General features: G+C 64.4%; 20 protein-coding genes. 16 read left to right on the top strand and 4 right to left on the bottom strand.

The window, feature by feature from the left end:
• Positions 1-45: 45 nt before the first annotated feature.
• The 4 genes from DJFAAGMI_RS07230 to DJFAAGMI_RS07215 all read right to left on the bottom strand — a co-directional run bounded on the left by DJFAAGMI_RS07230 (position 46) and on the right by DJFAAGMI_RS07215 (position 2,524).
• Positions 46-879, bottom strand: a complete 834-nt coding sequence (locus DJFAAGMI_RS07230) for a hypothetical protein (protein ID WP_211456508.1) — start codon at positions 877-879, stop codon at positions 46-48.
• Positions 880-962: 83 nt separating this feature from the next.
• Positions 963-1,187: a DUF2188 domain-containing protein gene (locus tag DJFAAGMI_RS07225; RefSeq protein WP_211456507.1), complete on the bottom strand. Its 225-nt coding sequence runs from the start codon at positions 1,185-1,187 to the stop codon at positions 963-965.
• A gap of 435 nt (positions 1,188-1,622) precedes the next feature.
• Positions 1,623-2,168, bottom strand: coding sequence for an ImmA/IrrE family metallo-endopeptidase (locus DJFAAGMI_RS07220; RefSeq protein ID WP_211456506.1), 546 nt, complete (start codon positions 2,166-2,168; stop codon positions 1,623-1,625).
• Positions 2,168-2,524 (bottom strand): helix-turn-helix domain-containing protein, encoded by a 357-nt coding sequence (locus DJFAAGMI_RS07215; RefSeq protein WP_211456505.1) that lies wholly within the window; start codon positions 2,522-2,524, stop codon positions 2,168-2,170. The genes DJFAAGMI_RS07220 and DJFAAGMI_RS07215 overlap by 1 nt, the downstream gene beginning before the upstream one ends.
• 253 nt (positions 2,525-2,777) lie before the next feature.
• On the opposite strand from DJFAAGMI_RS07215, the gene DJFAAGMI_RS07210 reads away from it, so the two are divergent.
• From DJFAAGMI_RS07210 to DJFAAGMI_RS07135, 16 genes are all read left to right on the top strand, one after another.
• On the top strand, positions 2,778-3,041 hold the full coding sequence (locus DJFAAGMI_RS07210; RefSeq protein ID WP_245633444.1) for a hypothetical protein: 264 nt from the start codon (positions 2,778-2,780) through the stop codon (positions 3,039-3,041).
• A gap of 95 nt (positions 3,042-3,136) precedes the next feature.
• Complete coding sequence (locus DJFAAGMI_RS25015; protein ID WP_249333886.1) at positions 3,137-4,660, top strand: phage portal protein; 1,524 nt, start codon at positions 3,137-3,139, stop codon at positions 4,658-4,660.
• Positions 4,657-6,060 (top strand): S49 family peptidase, encoded by a 1,404-nt coding sequence (locus DJFAAGMI_RS07200; protein ID WP_211456504.1) that lies wholly within the window; start codon positions 4,657-4,659, stop codon positions 6,058-6,060. Before DJFAAGMI_RS25015 ends, DJFAAGMI_RS07200 begins: the two co-directional genes overlap by 4 nt.
• 29 nt (positions 6,061-6,089) lie before the next feature.
• On the top strand, positions 6,090-6,455 hold the full coding sequence (locus tag DJFAAGMI_RS07195) for a head decoration protein (RefSeq protein ID WP_211456503.1): 366 nt from the start codon (positions 6,090-6,092) through the stop codon (positions 6,453-6,455).
• 27 nt (positions 6,456-6,482) lie between these two features.
• Entirely contained in the window at positions 6,483-7,526 is a 1,044-nt protein-coding gene (locus tag DJFAAGMI_RS07190; RefSeq protein ID WP_167002272.1) for a major capsid protein, read from the top strand.
• A gap of 2 nt (positions 7,527-7,528) precedes the next feature.
• Positions 7,529-7,849: a hypothetical protein gene (locus DJFAAGMI_RS07185; RefSeq protein ID WP_211456502.1), complete on the top strand. Its 321-nt coding sequence runs from the start codon at positions 7,529-7,531 to the stop codon at positions 7,847-7,849.
• A 5-nt stretch (positions 7,850-7,854) separates the two neighbouring features.
• Positions 7,855-8,268: a hypothetical protein gene (locus tag DJFAAGMI_RS07180; protein ID WP_211456501.1), complete on the top strand. Its 414-nt coding sequence runs from the start codon at positions 7,855-7,857 to the stop codon at positions 8,266-8,268.
• A 35-nt stretch (positions 8,269-8,303) separates the two neighbouring features.
• Positions 8,304-9,101, top strand: coding sequence for a phage tail tube protein (locus DJFAAGMI_RS07175; RefSeq protein ID WP_211456500.1), 798 nt, complete (start codon positions 8,304-8,306; stop codon positions 9,099-9,101).
• 108 nt (positions 9,102-9,209) lie between these two features.
• Positions 9,210-11,951 (top strand): phage tail tape measure protein, encoded by a 2,742-nt coding sequence (locus DJFAAGMI_RS07170; RefSeq protein ID WP_211456499.1) that lies wholly within the window; start codon positions 9,210-9,212, stop codon positions 11,949-11,951.
• Positions 11,951-12,334 carry a hypothetical protein gene (locus tag DJFAAGMI_RS07165; protein WP_249333884.1) on the top strand — a complete coding sequence of 128 codons (384 nt, stop codon included), beginning with the start codon at positions 11,951-11,953 and terminating at the stop codon, positions 12,332-12,334. The genes DJFAAGMI_RS07170 and DJFAAGMI_RS07165 overlap by 1 nt, the downstream gene beginning before the upstream one ends.
• Before the next feature lie 12 nt (positions 12,335-12,346).
• Positions 12,347-15,940, top strand: a complete 3,594-nt coding sequence (locus DJFAAGMI_RS07160) for a hypothetical protein (RefSeq protein WP_211456498.1) — start codon at positions 12,347-12,349, stop codon at positions 15,938-15,940.
• Between the two features lie 22 nt (positions 15,941-15,962).
• Positions 15,963-17,147, top strand: a complete 1,185-nt coding sequence (locus tag DJFAAGMI_RS07155) for a hypothetical protein (RefSeq protein WP_211456497.1) — start codon at positions 15,963-15,965, stop codon at positions 17,145-17,147.
• A 1,978-nt stretch (positions 17,148-19,125) separates the two neighbouring features.
• Positions 19,126-19,521, top strand: a complete 396-nt coding sequence (locus tag DJFAAGMI_RS07150; RefSeq protein WP_211456496.1) for a hypothetical protein — start codon at positions 19,126-19,128, stop codon at positions 19,519-19,521.
• A 2,188-nt stretch (positions 19,522-21,709) separates the two neighbouring features.
• Positions 21,710-21,946 (top strand): hypothetical protein, encoded by a 237-nt coding sequence (locus DJFAAGMI_RS07145; protein ID WP_211456495.1) that lies wholly within the window; start codon positions 21,710-21,712, stop codon positions 21,944-21,946.
• Positions 21,947-21,964: 18 nt separating this feature from the next.
• Positions 21,965-22,282, top strand: coding sequence for a hypothetical protein (locus DJFAAGMI_RS07140; RefSeq protein WP_053283073.1), 318 nt, complete (start codon positions 21,965-21,967; stop codon positions 22,280-22,282).
• Positions 22,279-22,749 carry a lysozyme gene (locus DJFAAGMI_RS07135; protein ID WP_211456494.1) on the top strand — a complete coding sequence of 157 codons (471 nt, stop codon included), beginning with the start codon at positions 22,279-22,281 and terminating at the stop codon, positions 22,747-22,749. Before DJFAAGMI_RS07140 ends, DJFAAGMI_RS07135 begins: the two co-directional genes overlap by 4 nt.
• Position 22,750: the final 1 nt, after the last annotated feature.

Here is a 22,750-nt window from a genome sequence, read left to right as displayed (position 1 = left end):
CCCCTGCTGGCGTTGGCTGGCAGGGGCTTTTTTGATAAACGACGCTCAATAGAGCTTTGCTCGTCGGCGCCTGTAAGAATCGAAGGGCTTCAGTGGGCGTTGTATGGTTTTTGCCGGCTCATGCAGCTCTACGAGTGCTTGAGCCATGTAGTTCAATGCAATCTTGTTTGCAGTTTTGCTCCAGCCAAGCCTTAGTAGCCACTCCATAACTTTTCCGCTAATCGCCTGAAATGCGACTCGTCCCCCATAAATGGAGAAATGAGCAATCAGGGCGAGCCACACGCAAAGACTGAGGATCACATAGAAGTTGCCGGATTCGATCAATTCGAAGATTGCGGTGCTTTCGATGGATCGGTTGATCAGTGCAGCGGTGATTGCGCAGGCGCCAAGCGTGATAGCGATCAATCGTGGTTTGGCATCGGATTGGAAGATACTGCTCCAAAAGCCAATCGAAGGTTCTGCAAAATCTTTTTTGGCAGCTTTCAACTCGGACATTTCTTTGGCTACCGTTAGGAACGATGCGCTCCTGAGTCCAAACAATCGCTCAAGCTCTCGACGCTTGGCGGCTTGTAGTTGTAGCTTGACGTCTGGAGGCTTCAAGCTGAAGCGTTCGTCTTGACGCTTGTTTTTGTACGAGTCAATTGCAGCGTTGACTGAGAGAAATGCCAGTTCCGCAACAATCATTCCAATGCCGCTCAAGACAACTTTGAGTGCTGGTTGTTGGGTGGCGATGCAGTACGCCGCATACCCAGCAGAGATGGCAAAGATGGGGCCGAGTACTAACCAGGCAATCCATTGCCAGCTGACAAATTTGGGGTAAAGGTCTTTGCCTTCAAACAGTTTGTGAAATTCTTGGGCGATTTCGGTGTGTTTATCCACGATGAACTCAAGTAAGACTCAGATGACCTCGGTGTGAGGCCGGTGGAGCAGAGCGGGGCGAACCCCGCTCAGATCAGACTGGCTCAGCCTTTAATGGACCGAGGATCTGCTCCATGGCTGTCTTTTTGAGCAATTCGTCCATCCTTGTTGTGGATGAGCAACTCGGAGCCTTGGTTGCGGCTGATCGTGCGCGCTACGCCTACAGCTTCTTGCTTGGTAGGGGTGTGCTTGATGGCACGTTCGCCACCGCCCACTTTGACGTTCCAACCTCCGCCTTTGGCGGGTACTACGTGGTGTGTTTTGGCCATGATGATGGCTCCTAAAGCTAAGGTTCAAGTTGCCTGAGCACCGAGTTGTGCCCAGGAGCAACCCCGCCAGGCAATGGCGGGCACCAGCTTTTCAGCCGGGCAGACTACTGGTTCAAGCGGGCTTAAAACAGCTCAGCTTGACCGGGGGACGAGCGCCAGTGCGCACACACGTATTCCAAGCGACCCCTGCGGGTACGCACGTATGCGGTCACATGCACGTCCTTCGTGCGGCTATATGTCATGGCCGACCTCCGAAACGATGTGTTCCACCAGCAACTTGCTAGCAGAAGTTGTTGAAGGGTTTTTCTTGCCCTACACGTTCCGGAGTGGTAGTCTCGCGGCGTCCTCGACAGACAAACGTGAGGTGGAGAGGTATACCCTTGTCACCTTCCCCAAGGCTCTCAAAGTGTTGGTACCACTTTGGGAGCTTTTTCTTTACAGCTCGCCTTTTTTTCGCAGATCTGTTAGACGAGTAGTAGCTGCGGCAGGGGACACTCCAAAGAAGGTACTGATTGCCTCAGGCGTTCGCAATGAGCGCTTTTGGATCTCCAACAAAGGCATCGTGAACTCCGCTGCAAAAGTGTTAGCTTGCCATTCGCTGTTGCAGTAGATCGGCGTGTCCTTTAGTTGACGGTTGTATGTGCGCCTATGTGCAAGTACCGCATGTCCAAGCTCATGTCCGATCGTAAAAACTGCACGCTGACCGCCCCTTGCCATCTGATCAAAGATGCTGTCTCTGATGTAGATCGTCATGTCCTCTGGCACATAGCAAGCCTCAACCTCCATTGGTACTGGAGCCGACTGCTTGTCAAAAATGTCATAGTGAACGCCGAAATGAGCAGACAGAGTGTCAAGCAGCCGAGGGCTGTTCAATCGTCCTGAAGGAAGCTGGAGCACATTACGAACGTGCTGCGCAAGTTCTCTGATGTCTACCCGTTTTCGTGGCGCAACGGGAAAGCCTTCGTGCAGTGGCATGTCCATTACGGTTCTTTCTTCTTGATGGTGGAAAGCAGCTGTTGGAAGTGGGTTAGCTCTGTCTCGGACATGTTTACCCGGGCGAAACCTGCAACCAGCATTTGCTGAGCAGGGTCTAAGCCGTCAAGGTTGACGGACTTGTTGGCTACATCTGCCAGCTCTCGCAAACGTACGCTGACGCCTCTGCGGACGAAGTAACTTTCAATACTTGAAACCCACGCATCGGGTATTTTTTTTCGGCCCATTTCCATTGCGCTCAAAAAACTTGGCGTGGTCTGAAGCTCTTCGGCCATCGATGCGAGAGTTACGTCGGCATCAATTCGAGCCTTGCGAACTGCCTTTCCGAACTCTGTGATTGCCATGTGGGGACTCCTAGTGATGCTGATATGACTTACAAACTGGAGTTAATTCTATCAGCGGTTTTTATTCTGAACCTTTTTGGTTGCGATTGCAATGGGTCGTGGTGAGTTTTTATGAGGTGAAGGTTGCGTAAAGCATAAGATTGCAGCGCTTCGGCCACTGTCTGCTATCAAAATGATTGTTGATGTCCTTGCTGCATAAGCCCGCAATAGGGCGGAAGCAATTTTGTGAAACTTTCACATGGAGTGTTCCGCCTTGCCCGCCGACCATCGGCGCATGGGTCTCTACAGCCACCTCACCACCGAACAGCTCACCGCCCGGCGCGACAGTTATCTGGCCGCCATCGATGCGCGTCTGACCGGCCCCACGCAGGCTAGCCACAGCACCGACGGCGTGGGCGCGCGCTCCGTGCAGTTCAATGCCGACACGACGCAGCTGCGCCGCGCCATTGACGACATCAACGCCGAACTGGCCCAGCGCAATGGACAGGCCGTGCGCAAGCCCATCTACCTGGTGTAAGCATGGGCCGCAAGAACCAACTAAGCCGCCAAAGCCGCAGCCGTACGTCGTTTGCAGCGTCGCTGGGCGCAGCGCCATTGAAGGGCGGGGCGGCCATGTCTGCCTACCAGGGTGCATCGCACACCGATCTGGCCCTGAGCGACTGGCAGCCCATGGCGGGCAGCGCCGATGCCGACCTGCTGCCCGAGCTGGGCACGCTGACCAGCCGTGCCCGCGACCTGGCCCGCAACGACGGGCTGATGGCCGGCGGCCTGCAGACCCACCGCGACAACGTGGTGGGTGCGGTGCTGCGTCTGTCTGCCGTGCCCGACTACCGCCTGCTGGGCTGGTCGCCCGAGCAGGCCCGTGAGTGGGGCAACAAGGTGGAGGCGCACTTTCGCAGCTGGGCCGACACCACCGATTGCGATGCCGCCCGCACGCTGGATTTGCTGGGCCTGACGGTGCTGGCCCTGGGCGGCGAGATGGTCAACGGCGATGCCGTGGCCATCCCCAAATGGCTGCCCCGGCCCGACAGCCCCTGGGCCACGCGCCTCAGCGTAATCGAGGCCGACCGGCTGGAGACCCCGCCGTACCTGGAGGGCATGGCCCGCATTCGCCGTGGTGTGGAGCTGGACGGCGAGGGCGCGCCCGTGGCCTACCACTTTCGCGCCGCGCACCCTGGCGATGCGCTGTACCTGCGCGGCGACGAGGCGCAGGACCTGAACCGCTGGGAGCGCGTGCCCGCCTTTACCCCCTGGGGCCGCCGCCGCGTGGTGCACCTGCACGCCAAGGAGCGCACGGGCCAGAGCCGGGGCAAGCCCATCGTCAGCGCCGTGATGCGCGAGTTCCACATGGCGGGCAAGTACGCCCAGAACGAGTTGCAGGCCAGCCTGGCCAACTCGCTGGTGGCGGCGTTTCTGGAGTCGGATCTGAGCCAGGAGGCGGCCTCGGCCCTTTTTGGCGATCAGGCGCGCGATGTGTGGAAGGAATCCGTCACCCAGTCGCGCAGCATCGGCAAGCTGCAGGCCGGGGCGGTGATCCCGCTGCCCGTGGGCGCGCGGCTGCAGTCGTTTGCGCCGGGCCGGCCCAATGTGGCGTTTGAGGCCTTCATGCTGGCGGTGGAGCGGCGCATTGCCGCAGGCATGAACCTGCCCTACGAGCTGTTTGCCAAAGACTTCAGCCGCGTGAACTACAGCAGCGCCCGCGCTGCGCTGCTGGAGGCATGGCGCTACTTTCACGGCCGCCGCCGCTGGCTGACCACCACCTGGCTGCGGCCCATCTACGAGCTGTGGCTGGAAGAGGCGGTGAACGCGGGCGTGATCGACGCGCCCGGCTTTTACGCCAACCGCTATGCCTATACCCGCTGCCGCTTTGTGTTTGGCGGCAAGGGCTGGGTGGACCCGGTCAAGGAAGTGCAGGCCGCCAAGCTGCGGCTGGAGATTGGCGTCTCCACCCTGGAGCAGGAATGCGCCGAGCAGGGCCTGGACTGGGAAGAGGTGCTGCACCAGCAGCGCCTGGAGGCCGAATGCCGCCGCGAGCACGGCCTGCCTGAGCCCGGAGCCACCACCTGGATTGCCAATACCGCAGACCACGGCAGCGACAAGGAAGAGGGCGCACCCGCCCGAAAGGATGCGCCATGAGCAGACCTTACCCGCATCTGGCCGACCGCCTGTTCAACACCCCGCTGCTGCTGCACCCGCAGAAGCTGGACGCCATCATCGCCGGCCTGGGCCAGCGCCTGCTGGGCACCGAGGGCCTGCAGATCGATGCCGCCGCCATCAGCCCCCGCGCGGCGCTGCCTGCCGAGATGTTTACCACCCGCAAGGGCGAGCGCACCGAGCGCGGCTACCGCGTGAATGAGGGCGTGGCCGTCATCAGCGCCATGGGTGGCCTGGTGCACCGCACCCGACTGGAGGCCGACAGCAGCCTGCTGATTGGCTACAACGACCTGGCCGCCGATATGGAAGATGCCCTGGCCCAGCCCGAGGTGCATGCCATTGCCCTGGTGCTGGACAGCCCAGGTGGCGAGGTATCGGGCGCGTTTGAGCTGGCCGACCGCATCTACGCCGCACGCGGGCGCAAGCCCATCGTGGCCGTGGCCGACGGCATGGCGGCCAGCGCTGCCTACCTTGCCGCCAGCGCGGCGGATGAGGTGGTGCTGACCACGACTTCTTACGTGGGCTCCATCGGCGTGGTGATGCGCCATGTGGACTACAGCCGCGCCCTGGCCAACGAGGGCATCAACGTCAGCCACATCTTTGCCGGCGAGCACAAGGTGGACGGCAACCCTTACCAGCCCTTGCCCACCTCGGTGCGCGAGCACCTGCAGGCCGATATCGAGGGCCTGTACCAGATGTTTGTGCAGGCCGTGGCTAGGCACCGGGGCATGGAAGAGCAGGCCGTGCGCGATACGCGCGCCGCCGTGTACCGGGGCGTGGCCGGCGTGGCTGCGCGCCTGGCCGACCGCATCGGCACGGCCGATGCCGTGATCTCCGACCTGTCCGCGCGCCGCGCTCGCAGTTACCCCGCAGGGGCGGGAATGTCATTTCAACTTCAAGGAGCTTCTATGGGCGACCCCCAAACCATTCAACCGGCGGCGGCTGCGCCTGCCGAACCTTCCACGGCAACGGTTGCGGCACCCGGCGCTGCATCGGCTGCGGCACCTGTGGCATCTGCTGCGGCAGCTGCGGCTGCTGCCCCGCAAGGCCTGGAGCAAGCCCGCGCCGAAGGCGCACAGGCCGAGCGTGCCCGCGTCAGCGCCATCCTGGGTCATGCCAATGCACCGGCCAACGCTGCACTGGCGCAGACCTGTATTGCCGGCGGCCTGACGGCAGAGCAGGCCCAGGGCGTGCTGGATGCCGCACCGGCTGTCGCAGCCGCTGCAGCCCCCGCAGCGGCTGCCAACCAGTTTGCCCAGGCCATGGCGGCGCTGGGCAATCCCAATGTCTCGGGCGTCGAGGCGGCCAGCCCCGACGGCTCTGCACAGGCGGCCACCCAGGCCGCAGCCGGTTGGGGCAAGGCCTTTGGCACCGCACCGTAACCCAACCCTCACCCATAGGAGCACACACCATGCAAGTGCAAGAACTCGGCCCCGGCACGGCCTGCTATCTGGTCAGCGAGGCCAACGGCACCCGCTCGCGCGAAGTGGTCACTATCGCGCAGGGGCAAAACCTGCTGCCCGGCGCTGTGCTGGGCAAGGTCACTACCAGTGGCGAATACACGGCAGTCAGCCCCTCCAACGACAACGGCAGCCAGACCGCCATTGCCGTGCTGTTTGCCGCCGTGGACAGCACCGCCGCAGCCCACGCCGCCGTCATCACCGCCCGCGACGCCGAAGTGGCCGCCCATGCGCTGGCCTGGCCCGCAGGCACGACCGAACCCCAGAAAACCGCTGCCCTGGCCCAACTGGCCACCTTGGGCATTGTTGCGCGCTGAAGCCGCGCGAGAAGAAGGACTACCGATATGGCCGATCTCAATATCTTTGCGCACGAGGCATTCAGCATGACCTCGATGTCCACCGCCATCCAGGCCGCGCCCTATGCGCCGCAGCTGCTGGGCCAACTGGGCATCTTCACCACCGAGCGCTCGCGCACCACCACCGTGGCGATCGAGGAAAAGGGCGGCGTGCTGTCCCTCATCAAGACCAGCCCGCGCGGCGCCCCCATCGAAGAAGGCAAGGGCGAAAGCCGGCGCATGCGCCACTTCGACACCCTGCGCATCGCGCGTGGCAAGACGCTGTATGCATCGTCGGTACAGAACATTCGCGCCTTTGGCTCCGTCAGCGAGCTGCAGGCCGTGCAGAACGAGCTGGCCGACATCATGAACGGCAAGACCGGCCTGCGCGCCGCCGTGGAGCTGACGCACGAGCACATGCGCCTGGGCGCCGTGCAGGGCAAGGTGCTGGATGCCGACGGCACCGTGCTGGTGGACTGGTATGAAGAGTTCGGCATTGCCCAGCCTGCCGAGATCAACTTCGACCTGGCCAACGCCACGGCCGAAGGCGGCGAGATCCGCAAGCAGTGCAATGCACTCATCCGCGACATGATGCGCGCCAGCCATGGCGCCTGGCTGCCCGGCCAGACCTATGCCGTGGGCCTGTGTGGCGACAACTTCTTTGACGACCTGACGGGCAACGCCGAAACGCGCGGCACGTACCTGAACCAGCAGGAGGCGCGCGACCTGCGCAACGATGTGGGCCAGGTCTTCGGGTCGTTTCGCTACGGCAACATCCAGTTCATCAACTACCGCGGCACCGACGACAACAGCACCGTGGCCGTGCACCCGGACAAGTGCCAGTTCTTCCCCGTGGGCGCGCCGGATGCGTTTCGCGTTGGCTTCTCGCCGGCCGAATCCTTCCCCTTCGTCAACACGCCTGGCCAGGACGTGTACGCCATGGTGGTCACGGACAAGGACCGCCAAGAGTGGGTGCGCCCCGAGGTGCGCAGCTATCCGCTGTTCATGTGCACCCGCCCCGGCATGTTGCAGCGCGCCAAGCGCAAGGCCTGAGCATGCTGGCAAGTACTGCACCTTTTGCGCAGGTGGATGCGCTGATCAACCAGGGTGTGAGCCAGCTGCTGGCCAACGCCACGGCCAGCTGGCAGGGCGGCAAGCCCTTTGGCGTGGTCTTCAACCGCACGCCGCTGGAAGGCTTTCTGGCCGATGCCGCCACCGCCGAGCACCACACCGTAGCCATGCCGGTTGCCGATGCCCCCGGCATTGCCGAGGGCAGCACCGGCCTGCTGCTGGGCGGCCAGCCCTGCCAGGTAACCGGGCCGGTGGTGCAGGACGCCAGCGGCTGGGCCGTGTTCCCCATCGTCTTTCTGAACTGACCGCCATGTTGTTGCTTGAGCAAATCATCAAGTCGCGCCTGGCAGGGCGCAGTGCGCTGGCCGCCTGGCAGGTGCGCGGTGCATCGCAGCTGTGCGACCGCACGCAGGTGCCGGCCGTCGAGGTGCGCATGTCCGGCGCGGGCCTGGGCGATGTGTCGCGCGAGGCAGCCCAGCTGGAGCCGCGCTGGTCCTGCGTGCTGGTGAACCGGCGCAGCGACACCGCTGCTGCCGAGCTGGACGCTGCCATGGAAGAGGTGGTCGGCTGCCTGCACGGCTGGCGGCCTGCGGTGCCCGGCGGGCGGGCCTGGTCCGAGCTGCGCGCCGCCGGCGTGCGCGAGGCCGAGTTTGTGGACGCCGGCCTGGTCGGCTACGCGGTGGAGTTCACCACCGTCTCTGTTTTCGAGTCGCTGGACGCCTGAGGCCGGCGCCGTTCAATCTTTCATAGGAGCTAGCCATGGCTGCACTGCCCCGCGTCAAGAAGGAATACCAGATTCCGCGTGGACGCCTTGTTTTCTATCCGTTCGATGCGGCGGGCCGTCTGCTGGGCGGCCGCCAGTTCGGCAACTGCCCAGCCTTCTCTTTGAGTGTGGAGGGTGACAAGGCCCCGCATTACAGCTCTCAGGGCGGCCTGCGCGAGAAGGACGAAGAGGTCCTGATCGAGATCAGCCGCAAGGCGGCCATTACCACCGACAACATCAGCGGCAGCAATCTGCGCATGTTTCTGTCCGGCACGGCAGAGACCCACACACAGGCATCTGCCACGGTGGCCGACGAGGCGCACACGGTGGAGCCGGGCGGCATCTACCGCCTGGGCGTGACCGCAGCGGCCCCCACGGGCGCGCGCAAGCTGAGCACTGTCACCGTCAAAAGCAAGGACGGCATCACGACCTTTGCAGCGGGCACCGATTACACGGTGGATGCCGACCTGGGCCTGCTGCAGATCGTGGAGGGCGGCGAGATCGACGCAGCCACCGAGGTGCTGGTGGGCTACACGGCGGCCGAGACCAGCTGGGAGCGCATCAAGTCCGGCAATGGCGCGGATCTGAAGGGCGCGCTGCAGCTGATTGCCGACAACGCCCACGGCAGCAATCGTGACTGGTGGTTCCCCAGCGTGGCGCTGTCGCCCACGGGCGAACTGCCGCTGATTCAGGACGGCACCGACTACAGCCAGTTTGGCTTTGATGTGGAAGTGCTCAAGCCCGACAACGGCGAGGCCGTCTATGTGGACGGCCGCGCAGCGCTGATTCCTTAACCCCTCTCCATCAGACCCCCCGGCTTGCCGGGGCGGTTTGCACTGCGGCCCGCAAGCGCCGGCTGCAGCGCAAACCGAAGCAACCACTTTCATTCAAGCACCGACGCCATGGCCTTCAAGCCCATTCAGATCGTGATCAACGCCAAGGACGATGCGTCTGCGGTGCTGAGCCGCCTTGGGCGCAATGTGAAGCTGCTGGGCGCCACGGTTGCCGGCTACTTCGGCATCAAGGCATTTGCAGGCGTGGTGCAGAGCGCCGCAGACTTTGAAGCGGCCATGAGCCGGGTCAAGGCCGCCACCGAGGGCACGGCCGCAGAAATGGCCGCGCTGACCAAGGCCGCCCAGGCGGCGGGCAGCAATACCAAATACACCTCGGTCCAGGCTGCTGGCGCACTGGAGAACCTGGCCAAGGCGGGCCTGAGCGCGGGCGACTCCGTCAAGGCGCTGCCCGCCGTGCTGGCCTTGGCCCAGGCGGGTGATATCGAGCTGGGCAAATCCAGCGAGTACGTGACCAAGGCCGTGATGGGCATGGGCCTGGAGTTTGATGATGCTGCTCGTGTGGCCGATGTGCTGGCCAAGGGCGCCAACGCCACCAATACCAGCGTGGAAGGGCTGGCCCAGGCGCTGAGCTATGCCGCGCCGGTTGCCAATTCCCTGGGCGTAAGCTTGGAGAGCACGGTGGCGATCATCGGCAAGTTTGCCGATGCGGGCATTGACGCGAGCCGCGCGGGTACGGCGCTGAACTCCATCATGAGTCAGTTTGCCAACCCGCTCTCCAGCTTCCGCAAGGAGCTGGGCGCTGCCGGCATAGTCACCACCAACTTTGAAGAAGCGCTGCACCAGCTGGCCGCCAAGGGCAAGGACGGCGAGCGTGCCATCAATGCCGTGGGCCAGGAGGCCGGGCCCGCGCTGCGTGCCTTGCTCAACCAGGGCATGGGTGCTCTGGACGAGCTGACGGGCAAGCTGCGTGAGGCGGGCGGCAGTGCCGAGGCCACGGCCAGGACCATGGCCGACAACCTCAACGGCTCCCTCAAGGGCCTGAGCAGCATGTGGGAGACCGTGACCCAGGTGTTGGGCAAGCCCGTGCTGCCGGTGGTACGCAAAGGCGTAGACGAGCTGACCGGCGCGCTGCGCAAGGCGGTCGAGAGCGGCCTGGTTGAGCGCTTCGGCCAGACCCTGGCCACGGCCTTTGAGAGCGGCCTCAAATTCTTCCGAGCGTTTGCAGCCAACGTCAACTTTGACGTCGTGATCCTGCGCCTGCAGGTCTTTGCCAGCGAGACGGGCGAGACGCTGCAGCGCATCGGCCAGTACGCCACCAACGCGGGCAACACGGTGCGGCTGGCCTGGGGCGTGATGACGGCGGGCGTCAATGGCGTGCTGACTGCCATCTACGGCCTGGGCGCGGCATTTGCACAGATTGCCTCCAAGGTGATGGAGGGCGTGGCGGCGCTGCGCAGCGGTCTGGCATCCGTCACCTTTGGCGGTCTCAGTGAGAGCTTTCGTCTGGCGGCGGCTGATGCCGAAGAGATGGCGGGCGCATTTGGTGCCTCTGCCGACGCCCTCAAGGCCAAGGCCGAAGAGTCCCTGCAGCGCATGGCCGATGGAGCCCAGACGGCGCGCGATGCATGGGACGGTTTGACTGAGGATGTGACAGCGGTCGGCAATGCTGCTGCGGCGGTGGCCCCCTCCATCGAGGCGGTAGCTGCGGGTATCGAAGCCACGGGCAAGGCCGCAGCCAAGGCGGCCAAGGAGGCTGCAGCCAAGGCCGAGGCCGACCGCGTTGCGGCTGAGAACCTGAAAAAGCTCAGGGCCGAGTACGAGCAGCTGATCGCCAGCGGCAATCTGGATGCCGCCGGGCGCAAGTTGCAGGAGATTGCCAAGGCCCAGCGCGCGGCCGCCAGCACGGCCCAGGATGCGGCGCAGTCCACGGCCTTGCTGGAGCAGGCCTATAAAGACTTGGGCATGACCACCAACGAGGATCTGCAGCGCATGGCCAAGCAGGCGCGTGCTGCGTTTGATCAGTTAGAAAAGGACGGCAAGCAGCCGCCCATGCGCATTGCCGAGGCCTGGAAAGCCATGGCCGACAAAGTGATTGCGGCCAATGGCGGCATTGCCCCTGAATGGCTCAAGACCCAGGCAGCCGTCAAGGGCTACGAAGTCGCGGTGGACGATGCGGGCAAGGCCGTGCTCAACACCGATCGCGCCACGGCCAGGGCCGTCAGCAGCATGGTGACCGGCATGGGCCGGGTGCGCGAGGCGGCCGACGGCGTGCAGGAGAGCATGCGCGGCATCGAGCACGCATCGGGCCGCGCCGCCCACGCTGCCAGAGAGTGGGAGCAGGGCGGCCCGCGCAACTTTGTCGAGGAGCGCAATGCTGGCGTGCAGGGCTCGCAAGGCGTCATGCACCAGAACACCGGCCCGCTAAGCCTGGTGCCCCAGTTCCAGACCCGTCAGGAGCTGGAGGCCTGGTGGAAGCAATGGCAGAATCAGTATGCGCAGGACAACCCTTTCTCGGTCAAGAGCAGCGGCGCGCTGGGCAACTATCAATATGACCTGACCCAGTTTGCGGTCACGCAGGCGGGCAGGGCGATTGATCTGCAGCAGGCCGCCACCAATGCAAGGCCGAAGCAGGAGGCGGAGCGCAAGGCGAGCGCTCCCAGCCCGGCAGCTCAGGCACCGGCACCTGCCGTCGCCCCTGCAGCACCCCAATCCGTCATCACCCACAGGCACGAGGTTGTGATTGGCGGCCGCCAATACAACGTGGGCACGGATGCGGCAGGCAGCTCAGAGATGCAGCAGCTGATGGCCGCGCTGGAGCGCGATGCCAATCTGACTGGAGGGGTGCACTGATGGCCGGCCATTTCCTGAACGGCATCGAGCTGCCGCGCGGCATGTTGTGGGTGGACGAGTTCAACTGGTCGGCCGTGCAGAAGACGGTCGAGCGCGGCATCACTGGCGCCCAGATCATCGATGCCGCTGCCCGTATCGAGGGCCGGCCCATCACCTTGCAGGCCGTGGAAGACCAGGGCTGGATTCGCCGCGCAACGCTGCAGGCCGTGCAGGCCCTGGCCGACGAGCCAGGCGCGCAGTACCCGCTGCGCCTGGCCGATGGCCGCGAATTCACCGTGCAGTTTGCGGCAGACGACCCGATTGCCGCCGCGCCTATTTCTCGGCCCGAGCTGCCTGCTGCAACCCATCCCTATGTCGCCACGCTGCGGCTGATCACTGTTTAAGCGAGAAGAACAATGCCCATTTTGCAAGGCGACATCCAGCTGCGAGCCAGCCGCGTCATGGACGATGTACCCGAGGGAGGTGGTGGGCCGTCGAATGTCGTGATCGAGTCCGGGCAAGAGAACGCCATCATGCCCGACGTCTCCGAGATGGACCGCGCCCTGGGCCGCGACAACATGCGCCAGATGTTTGTGGGCGTGGACACCGAAGACCGCGACACCTACCAGGGCAGCAACGTCATCGTGGCAAAGCCGCCCGAAGATCCCAATATTTCCATCACCCTGTTTGCCACGGGCGGCGTCTACGACACCCGCGCCCAGGCGCAGGCCAGGCTGGAGGCCTACTTGAACAAGGGGCCTGAGTGGGCTGGCTATCTCTATGAGGATCACATCCAGGGCCAGCGCGTCATCCAGATCTTCCAGCGCCCTGGAACCGAGCTGCCCGCCGTGGGCAAGACCCTGGTGCTGGTGGGCAATGAAGGCTTGGTGAATGAGCAGATGCAATATGTGCGTGCCATCCGCGTGACCAGCAAAGAGCTGACCTTCACCTACGACACGGACAAAGACTACAAGGCGGTGATTGTCTCGGTCGAGATCTCGGACGCGTTGCGCTATGCCTTCACCGGCTCTCCGGCCAGTCGCCAGTTCATGCGCCTGGTCAACAGCGCCCGCTTGCGTGATACCGTGGTGGCTGATGCGGGCAGCTATGTGGGCGTCACGCCTTTGCAGAAGGCTGCCGCCTTGGGCGATTTCACCATCATCGCCAAGACGATCATGACCCAGATCGTGCCCTCGGCGCAGAGCGAGACGCCCATCCCCGCGACCATTCCCTATGCGGCGGCAGGCTTCCCGATCTCTGCGGCCGAGGCCGTGACCTTCAGCACTGCCCAGACCTGGAACACCACCACCAGCCTGGCCCTGCCCGGTGGGTGCCTGCCTGGCTCGCTCTCCATCGTGGTAGGCGGCGTCACCTTGATCGACAAGGGCGGCATTCTGATGTCGGGCACCCAGCAGATCGGGCTGGTGGACTATGCGAACGGCATCGTTACCTCCAGCTCGGGCAGCTATGACGGCAGCAAAACAATCAGCTACCGGCCTGCTGCCTATATGCAGCGTATGCCGCAATCCAGCGAGATCCGCATCACGGCGGAGAACCGCAGCCAGAGCTACACGGGCTTCATCACGCCGCTGCCGGCGCGCGGCACCTTGTCTTTCAGCTATCGGGCGCAGGGCCGCTGGTATGTGCTCTCGGACTCTGGTGATGGCACCCTGCGCGGTACCGACTCCAGCTATGGCGCAGGCACCTATAGCGCCGAGACTGGCAGTTTCGTCGTCACGCTGGGCGCTTTGCCCGATGTGGGCAGCTCCATCGTCCAGCACTGGGGCGTACCCACGCAGGAGACGGTGCAGCCCGCCGCTGACCTGCTGATCAGCCAGACCATCGCCCTGGCTCTGCCAGCGGGCCAGGCGCTCTATCCGGGCGCTTTCTCCATGACCTGGATGGATGGCACGAACCAGCGCACCGCTACGGCTACCGCTGCCTGGCAGCTGCAGGGCGACGCCACGGGCGAGGTGCGTGTCGGTCGCTCAGAGGTGCTGTTTGCGCCCAAGCTGTTGCCCGCCGTGGGCACGGTGCTCGATGTCACGGTCGATACAGCCCCTGCGGTCGAGGTAAACCTGCAGCATCCCTCGCGCAACGGCCAGGGCCGTCTGGCCGTCTCGGCGGGCCAGGGTGCGCTGGTGCCGTTCACGGTTGAAGTCGAATGGAACACCTTGACCGATCAGGCTGTACTGGGCGTCTACACCCGCGATCAGCTCAAGGAAATGGGCGTGACGCTGGTCGACCCGACCCAGATCGCCCGCGATGACGGCAACGGCAAGCTGATGCTGGATGGTGTGCAGGTCGGAACGGTCAACTACAGCACGGGCGCGGTGGACTTCAATCCCGATGTGGTCATCAAGATTCCCAAGCCGGTCTACTCGTCCAGCCAGGTCAGCGGCGGCGGCTTCAATGGCGAGGTTGCCCAGTACCGCCTCAACTACGAGGGCATCGAGTACCTGAATGCGCCGTCGATCTACCCCAACGACGAAAGCGGGTACGTCAAGATTCGTTTCCGCACCACGGGCAGCGCCACGCGCCGCACGCTGCAGGTCGTGTTTGCGCCCGAGTTTGACCTGGTCACGGGCGTGCAGGCCCCGGTGGTGCCTGGCTCGGTCGTGCTGATGCCTTCCAGCGGTCAGCCCTGGAGCGATGACGGCAGGGGGCTGCTGCGGGTGCTGACATCGGGCGGCTTTGTGACGCGCGGCAGCATCAACTACGCCACGGGGCGAGTGGGCCTGATCTCGTGGACGACTGGCAATGCGAACACACTGCGCCGAGCAGGCTGCATCACCACGCTGGGCGATGCGATCAGCAGCGCCTACGTGTTCCGCACGGCGGCAGCGCCGCTGCGCCCTGGCTCCCTCACTGTGCAGGTGTCAAGGGCTTCGGGCGGCTCTCAGAACGTCAGCGCGGGCATTGACGGCACCATCACGGCCACCGGCGTGGTCGGCACGGTGGACTATGAAACCGGCCTGGTGCGCCTGGGCTTTGGTGCCCTGGTCGTTGCCGCAGGCAATGAGTCCGAGCCCTGGTATGACGCGGCCAACGTCCAGCCGGACGGCAAGATCTTCAAGCCCCAGCCCGTGGTCGCCAGTGCCTTGCGCTACACGGCGGTGGCCTATGCCTATCTGCCCATGAATGCCGACATCATCGGCATCGACCCGGTGCGCCTGCCCAGCGACGGCAAGGTGCCCATCTTTAGGCCTGGCACGCTGTGCGTGGTGGGCCACACCAAGACCAGCAACCAGTTGGTGGTGAGCAACAACATGACCGTCAATCTGGCCCGCGTGCGCCTGTCGCGCGTGGTGGTGCGTGATGCCAACGGCAAGACCCTGAATGCCGGCTATTCCGTGGATCTGGAGGCCGGCCTGGTCACCTTTACCGATGTGTCCGCAATGACCATGCCGGTGACGATCGAGGACCGGATCGAGGACATGGCCGTCGCCACAGATGTGCAGATCGCGGGCGAGATCACCTTCAACCGGGCTCTGACCCATGACTACCCCAAGGACGGCACCTATGTGTCCAGCGCCCTGCAGGCCAGTGACCGTTTCGCACGGGTGAGCTTGGTGTTTGAGCAACAGACCTGGATCGATAACGCCTGGGCCGATGCCCCCAGTGGGCCAGGGATTGCCGCCAAGTATGACCAGAGCGTTTCTCCTATCGAGATCACCAACGCAGGCGGCAGCACCGAGCGCTGGGTGCTGCAGTTCACGTCAACCAGTCAGTTCCGAGTGATTGGCGAGCATGTGGGCGTGATTGCTACGGGCGACATCAACAGCGTTTGCTCTCCCGTCAATCCGGCCACCGGCAAGCCGTATTTCACGATCAAGCCGCTGGGCTGGGGCAGCGGCTGGGCCGTCGGCAACATTCTGCGCATGAATACCGTGGGCGCTATCTACCCCTTCTGGGTCGTGCGCACCATCCAGCCCGGCCCCGAGACCGGCATCGAGCACAGCTTTTCCATCCTGGCGCGCGGCGACGTGAATCGCCCGCAATCCGTCTGATTACTGATTTGGAGAGATAGAGATGGCATCCATCGTAGACACCAGCGTCAAGCACGCATACAGCGCCATGACCGGGGCACCGGCCATTGGCGGCACGGTCGGCTCCCTGATTGGCGCGCTCGATGCGTTCCTGGTCAATGGCTGGGGCGCAAAGGCCGTGGATTCGGCGGTCATCACCAACGGCATCTGCCGCCTCAACTTTGCCAGCGGCAAGAGTGCGGCAGAGGCCCATGCCGTCATTCTGGTGACCGGGGCAACGCCCGCGGCCTTGAACGGCGAGCAGAAGGTAACGGCTGTCGCCAATGGCTGGGTGGAGTTCAAGACCGATCTGCCGGACGGTGCCGTCACGGGCTCCATCAGCTTCAAGATGGCCCCGCTCGGCTGGGAGAAGGTCTTTGCTGGAACAAACAAGGCCGTCTACAGGCAAACCGACCCGGCCTCGACCCGCACCTATTACCGCGTAGACGACACGAATGCGCAGTACGCCCGAGTGCAGATGTACGAATCCATGACGGATGTGGACAACGGTGTCGGGCCAGCGCCGCTGACCATCTCGGGCGGCTTTTACTGGCACAAGCGGACGACCGGAGCAACTGCCAGTTACTGGGTGCTCGCTGGAGACGCACGCGGCTTTTACTTCTTGGTGGCTCCCAACAACGCAAGCTCTCAGGCCGCCAGCGGCAATGTGGCGCTGCTGTCGCAGTACATGGGTGATCTCAACAGCTATCGCAGTGGGGACGCCTGGGCCGGGGTTCTGACGGGGGGCGACTCCACTGCCTATACCAGTGTTTCCGGCTGCGTGTTCAGCACAGCCGGCAGTTCTGGCTTATCGCTCAAGCGGATGTCTCATGGTATGGGCGGAGCCGTGCAGAGTTTTCGCAAGGTGTTTGGTTTGGTTTCGAGCGCATCCGGCAATGACGGCACTCTGGGGACTTTCCCGTCGGCGGTCGACAACGGCTTGCACCTTTCAAATATCCTGCTTTTAGATGGGCTGGGAGCTGCGGCAGGCCCTCGCGGAAACATGCCCGGTGCCTATCACTGCCCGCAGTCCGGCGTGCTGGCGGGTTACGGCTCTGACGTAGCCATCAGCAAAGGGCAAGCAGCATTTGCCGGTAAACAGCTGCTGACGGTGCAGATTGGAACACCCAATACTGGCAGTCAAGGCCTGGCATTTCTGGATGTGACCGGCCCCTGGAGGCATTCATGAAAAGCCTGGTCTGGCGTCTGTGCGGCCTGGATACGCTGGGGGCAGATCTGGCCTTGCAGCAGGTTGTCGGCTGGGCGGCGGCGGGTGATGTCGTGCCCACGTCGATTCAGGCCAGCGTGCCCTCGGTCTCAGGCTCGCTCAATGAGCTGATCTCGGGGGCAACCGCCGAAGTCGTGTTTTCGGGCGCGGCGGTGCGTCAGCCCGGTTTCTATATTGAGCTGGGCTTTGCCAGCGCCGTGGAGCTGTTTGACTTTCGGTTTCGGGGGCCGGATGCGACCCGCTGGCCTTGTGCCTATATGTTGACGGCTTCAGGCGCAGACTCGATTTACCGGGGCGGCCCGATCTGGGTGGCCGGCGCGCTGAGCGCAGGAGAAAGCACACCTCCAGACGTCGAGAAGATCAGCGCCGATCTGACCAGCCTCACTGCAGGGCCGTCAGGCGGCATCTATGGGGCCGGCGTTTCGGCCTATGGCGGGGTCGTGGCATGCGCCCCGCATGCCCAGTCGCCGTACCTGTCCAAGGACTTCGGCGTCACATGGTCACGGCCTTCAGGCGCACCGGGCTTGCAGTATTCGCGTGCGGCAGTCTCCGATGACGGTGGAGTCATCCTGTTCTCGAACTATGGCGGGCCGCTCTACCTGAGCACCAATGCCGGAGCCTCCTTTGCTGCTGTGGACGGTGCGGGCTCGCGCGGCTGGGAATCCTGTGCTGTGTCCGGGGATGGCAGCACGCTGCTGGCAGCAGATGGCACCGCTGGCGGTGGCCTGTGGCGCTCGACCGATGGAGGCGCGACCTGGGCCCTATGCGCAGGAGCCGGTGCAAAGGCCTGGCTGGGGGTCAGCGTTTCGGCCTTGGGCGATATCGTGCTTGCGACCGCTGCAAGCAGCTCGCCATCGATCAGCTTTGATGGGGGTGCAACCTGGGCCGAAGTCGCTGGAGTTCCGTCTGCACCTCTGACCCGCTGCGCTGTCTCCAGGAACGGCACTGCATTGGCGGTCTGCGCCCGTGCCGGATGGATCTATGCCAGCTGGGACGGTGGCCTCTCTTGGAGCCGTGACACGCTGGCGGCATCGTCGGAGTGGCGCAATATTGCGCTGTCGNTATGCGCAGGAGCCGGTGCAAAGGCCTGGCTGGGGGTCAGCGTTTCGGCCTTGGGCGATATCGTGCTTGCGACCGCTGCAAGCAGCTCGCCATCGATCAGCTTTGATGGGGGTGCAACCTGGGCCGAAGTCGCTGGAGTTCCGTCTGCACCTCTGACCCGCTGCGCTGTCTCCAGGAACGGCACTGCATTGGCGGTCTGCGCCCGTGCCGGATGGATCTATGCCAGCTGGGACGGTGGCCTCTCTTGGAGCCGTGACACGCTGGCGGCATCGTCGGAGTGGCGCAATATTGCGCTGTCGGGTGACGGGCAGTTTTACATCGCAGGCACCGGCAACAGTGCGCGCGTGCTCTATGCCAGGAACAAAAATGGCTCCGTCAAAAGCTTTTCCTTTGTGGCCCTGGCCATGGAGGCTGCAGCCGTGGATGCCTATGGTGTTGCCTGGACGGCCTCGGCGGAATCCGGGTTCCTGGCGCGGGTGCGTATCTGGGCACCTTCCTCCACACATGCGCCGTTTGTTTCCCGGATCGGGTCTTTCAAGCTCTCTACGTCGCCCAGCAACACAGTGCCGCCGCAGCAGGGCTTGCAGAGCATGGCCCGCTACCGCGCGTCCAAGCTGATCGACGTGGAGTGCGGCGGGCAGGGCCGCATTTACGGCACGGTCTCGCGCAAAGAGACTCCTGCCAATGTGCCGCTGCGCCGGCGCGTGCGCCTGCATCGCAGCGTCGACGGCTATCTGGCCCGCGAGACCTGGAGCAAGGCTGACGGCTCCTATGAGTTCCGCGATATCTCCACGCGTTACGAGTGGGATGTCATCGCCTGGGATCACGAGCTGCAGGAATTCTCGACCGTGGCCAATAACCAGCTGGCGGAGGTCGCATGAGTGATTCTCCCGCCTTCGAGATCTCGGCAGCCCATGCCCTGGCCCGCCTGCAGGCCACTCTGGCCTTTGCGGACTCCGGCCCCGCTGCCTCGACCATCGCCCTGTATGACGCGGTAGAGCAGTTGCTCGTCACGCTGACGCTGACCAGGCCCTGCGGCCAGATCACCGAGGCAGGCTATCTGGTGTTGACCCAGGCCAGCGGCAGCGGCGACATGATCCTGGCGAGCGGGCAGGCGGCAATCGGCGTCTGGGCTACCAGCGACGGCAAGCTGGTCGGGCGCGGGCTGGTCACGGATGAGGCGGGCGCTGGGCACTTCAAGCTGCTGGGCAGCACCGGAACGCAGCTGTATGCGGGCGGAAAGGCCATCCTGGGTGAGACAAGGATAGCCTGATGGCAGCCGTCGACCTGATCTTTAACCGCCCCCTCAAGACCGGCAACCCGGTCGAGCTGGTGTTTGGCGATGACGGTGGCGGCGGGCAAGTGCCCAATGCAACGCTGGTCGTTGCCGCGCGCATGCCGGGGCTGCGGGTCCGATCCCTGGTGCATGTGCGCAAGGATCTGGTTGCTGCGGGCCGCATGCCCGGCCTTCGCTGCAGCGCGGTCGTGCGCTACGACACCGACACCCCCCGGCCCGTTGTGGCCGAGGTGGCCGCCAGCGCCCAGCAGGCCCAGCCTATGGCGCAGGGCTGGCTCTCCGGCTGGCAAGACACGGATGCACTGCCTGCGGGCTGGGTGTCGACCGCGCAAGATGCCATGCCCTTGCAANGTGGCGGCGGGCAAGTGCCCAATGCAACGCTGGTCGTTGCCGCGCGCATGCCGGGGCTGCGGGTCCGATCCCTGGTGCATGTGCGCAAGGATCTGGTTGCTGCGGGCCGCATGCCCGGCCTTCGCTGCAGCGCGGTCGTGCGCTACGACACCGACACCCCCCGGCCCGTTGTGGCCGAGGTGGCCGCCAGCGCCCAGCAGGCCCAGCCTATGGCGCAGGGCTGGCTCTCCGGCTGGCAAGACACGGATGCACTGCCTGCGGGCTGGGTGTCGACCGCGCAAGATGCCATGCCCTTGCAAAAGCAGTTTGGCGCTGCCTGGCAGGACGGTCAGCGGCAAGGGGCTGCTGTACAGGGCAGGTTTCAGCAGGCGCGGGCGCTGCCTGGTGCTGCAACCCAGGCCCGCTGGCAAGAGGCCCAGGGCGTGCGCAGGGGTCTGCAGGCCACGGCCCAGGATGCCGCGCCTGTGCGGGCCGGTTGGGCAGTGCGGTTTCAGGAAAGCCTGCGCGACCGTCGGCGCATGGTCGAGGCCACGGCACAGGATGCGATGGACCTGCAGTACCTCTTCACCACGGGCGCAGGCCCATCGGTGCCGCTGTACCGAGGATTTGAGGGCCGCTACCAGCAGGCCATGAAGCCGCCGGCGGGCAAGTCGCAGACCCAACCGCCCGAGCCGGAAAAGCCAGGCTGCTATGAGCAACTGGTGGGCGGCCCCATCCGTTTGCTGTTCTGCAGATCCTGGGCTGCTTCCGCAGACCTTGTTTTTTACTGCTGCCAGTCCACGGCAGAGCCGCAGCCCCAGTTCGTCATTCCACTGCTGCCCGTCTATATGCAAGTCCACCACCTCACGGCGCATTTGCTGCCAAGCCTTGAGCCCGTAGTGCTCACTGACGTTTCCATTGCTGCAGACGACGACAGCTACTGCTGGAGCCTGTCGGCCAACGGCCCCGAGCATCTGCTCGACCAGCTCGCGCCCGTGGGCGGGCTGCCGCAGCGGCTACAGGTCGGCATTGACGGCATGCAGTTTGTCTTTGCCGTGACCAGCACCGCGCGCAGTCGCTCGTTCGACCGCCGCCGCGTGGCGGTGCAGGGCATCAGCGTCACGGCCATGCTGGGCAGTCCCTATATGCCCAAGCAGGCTTGGCTATCCAGCTCGACGGCAACGGCGCAGCAGCTGGCGGTGAGCGCGCTGGAATTCAGTGGCGTGGATCTGGACTGGCAGATTCCCGACTGGCAGGTGCCCGCCGGCGCCTGGAGTTTTCAGGGCACGCCGCTGCAGGCTGTGCTGCGCATTGCCGATTCGGTCAATGCCGTGGTGCGCAGTCACCGCACGGCAGAGCAGTTGATCGTCGCGCTGCGCTACCCGGTGCTGCCGTGGGAGTGGGGTGCTGCCGTACCCGATGTGCAAATGCCTGCAGCCGTCATCGTGACGGACGAGCTGCGCCCCGACCCGCGTGCCGAACACAACGCCATCTATGTCGCCGGCGGCAGCGTGGGCGGCGTGCTGGGCCATGTGGTGCGCAGCCTCAGCGCGCGCGACAAGCTGGCCCCACAGATTCAGGACGACCTCATCACCCACGCCGACGCCGCCCGCATGCGCGGCAGTTGGGCCCTGGCCGCCAGCGGCAACAAGCTGCAGCACAGCATCAGCATGCCCGTGCTCACAGGTGGCACCAACCCCGGCATCTTGAACCCCGGCCAGCTGTTGGAGGTGGCCGACACCGATGGCACCTGGCGCGGCCTGGTGCGCGGCGTCAGCGTCAGCGCTTCCATGCCCCGCGTGCGCCAGCAGGTCACTGTCGAAAGGGTAGCGGCATGACAACCAACCTCTACAAGCGCCTCAAGGCCCTGCTGCCCGACGACCCGGTGATGACCGGGCAAATCAGCGCCGTATTTGCCGACGGCACCGCGCTGGTCGCGCTCGAAGGCGCAGCAGGCCTGCTGCGCGTGCGCAACCCGCTGGGCACGGCCAACGGCGTGCGCGTCTATGTGCAAGGCGGTGCCGTCACGGGCCCCGCGCCCGCTATGCCCTATGTGCTGATCGAAGTCTGAAAGAAGAAAGGAAGGGGAATGGACGACTACGGCAACGAGCTGCCGGCCACCACGCTGCAGCAAGTCAACAAACGCTTTAACCAGGGGAGTGAACGTATGGCTGCCATCGAGCGAGATTTGAAAGCCGCAACCCAAGGCTTGCATGAGGTGCGACAGGAACTGCACCAGCGCAACCAGCAGATGGCCGAGCTGCTGGAATTCTTCACCGCCATGAAAGGCGCCTTCAAGGTGCTCAACTGGGTGGGCAAGGTGGCAAAGCCGCTTGCCGCCATCGTCATGCTGGGCGGGGCTTGCGTAGCCTTCTGGACGGCTGTCAAGGGAGGAGCAAGCCGATGAACTGGAAAGAAAAACTCATCGCCACCCTTGGCGGTGCAGCGGTCGCGCTGGCCATACCCCTGGTGCAGAGGTACGAAGGCACCGTGCTGCGCAGCTACCGCGACCCGGTGGGCATCGTCACGGCCTGCACGGGCCACACCGGCCCCGAGCTCAAGATGGGCCAGACCTACACCCGCCAGCAGTGCGAGGAAATGCTCTACAAGGACTTGGCCAAGCATGCGGATGCGCTGAGCTGCATCACCGCGCCGCTGACTGACGGTCAGCGCGCCGCCTTTGTGAGCTTTGCCTTCAACGTGGGTGACGAAGCATTTTGCCGCAGCACCCTGGTGCGCAAGGCCAATGCGGGCGACATCGACGGCGCTTGTGCCGAGCTGAGCCGCTGGACCTACGCCGGCGGCAAGCAGTTGCCCGGCCTGGTCAAGCGCCGCGCGGCAGAGCGCCAATTGTGCGAGGCGGGCCTGGCATGAC

It is taken from the genome of Comamonas brasiliensis, assembly GCF_018292285.1.
GTDB classification, from domain to species: Bacteria; Pseudomonadota; Gammaproteobacteria; order Burkholderiales; family Burkholderiaceae_C; genus Comamonas; species Comamonas brasiliensis.
Note: the sequence above shows the minus strand (reverse complement) of the source record. Positions and strands in the feature narration are given on the sequence as shown.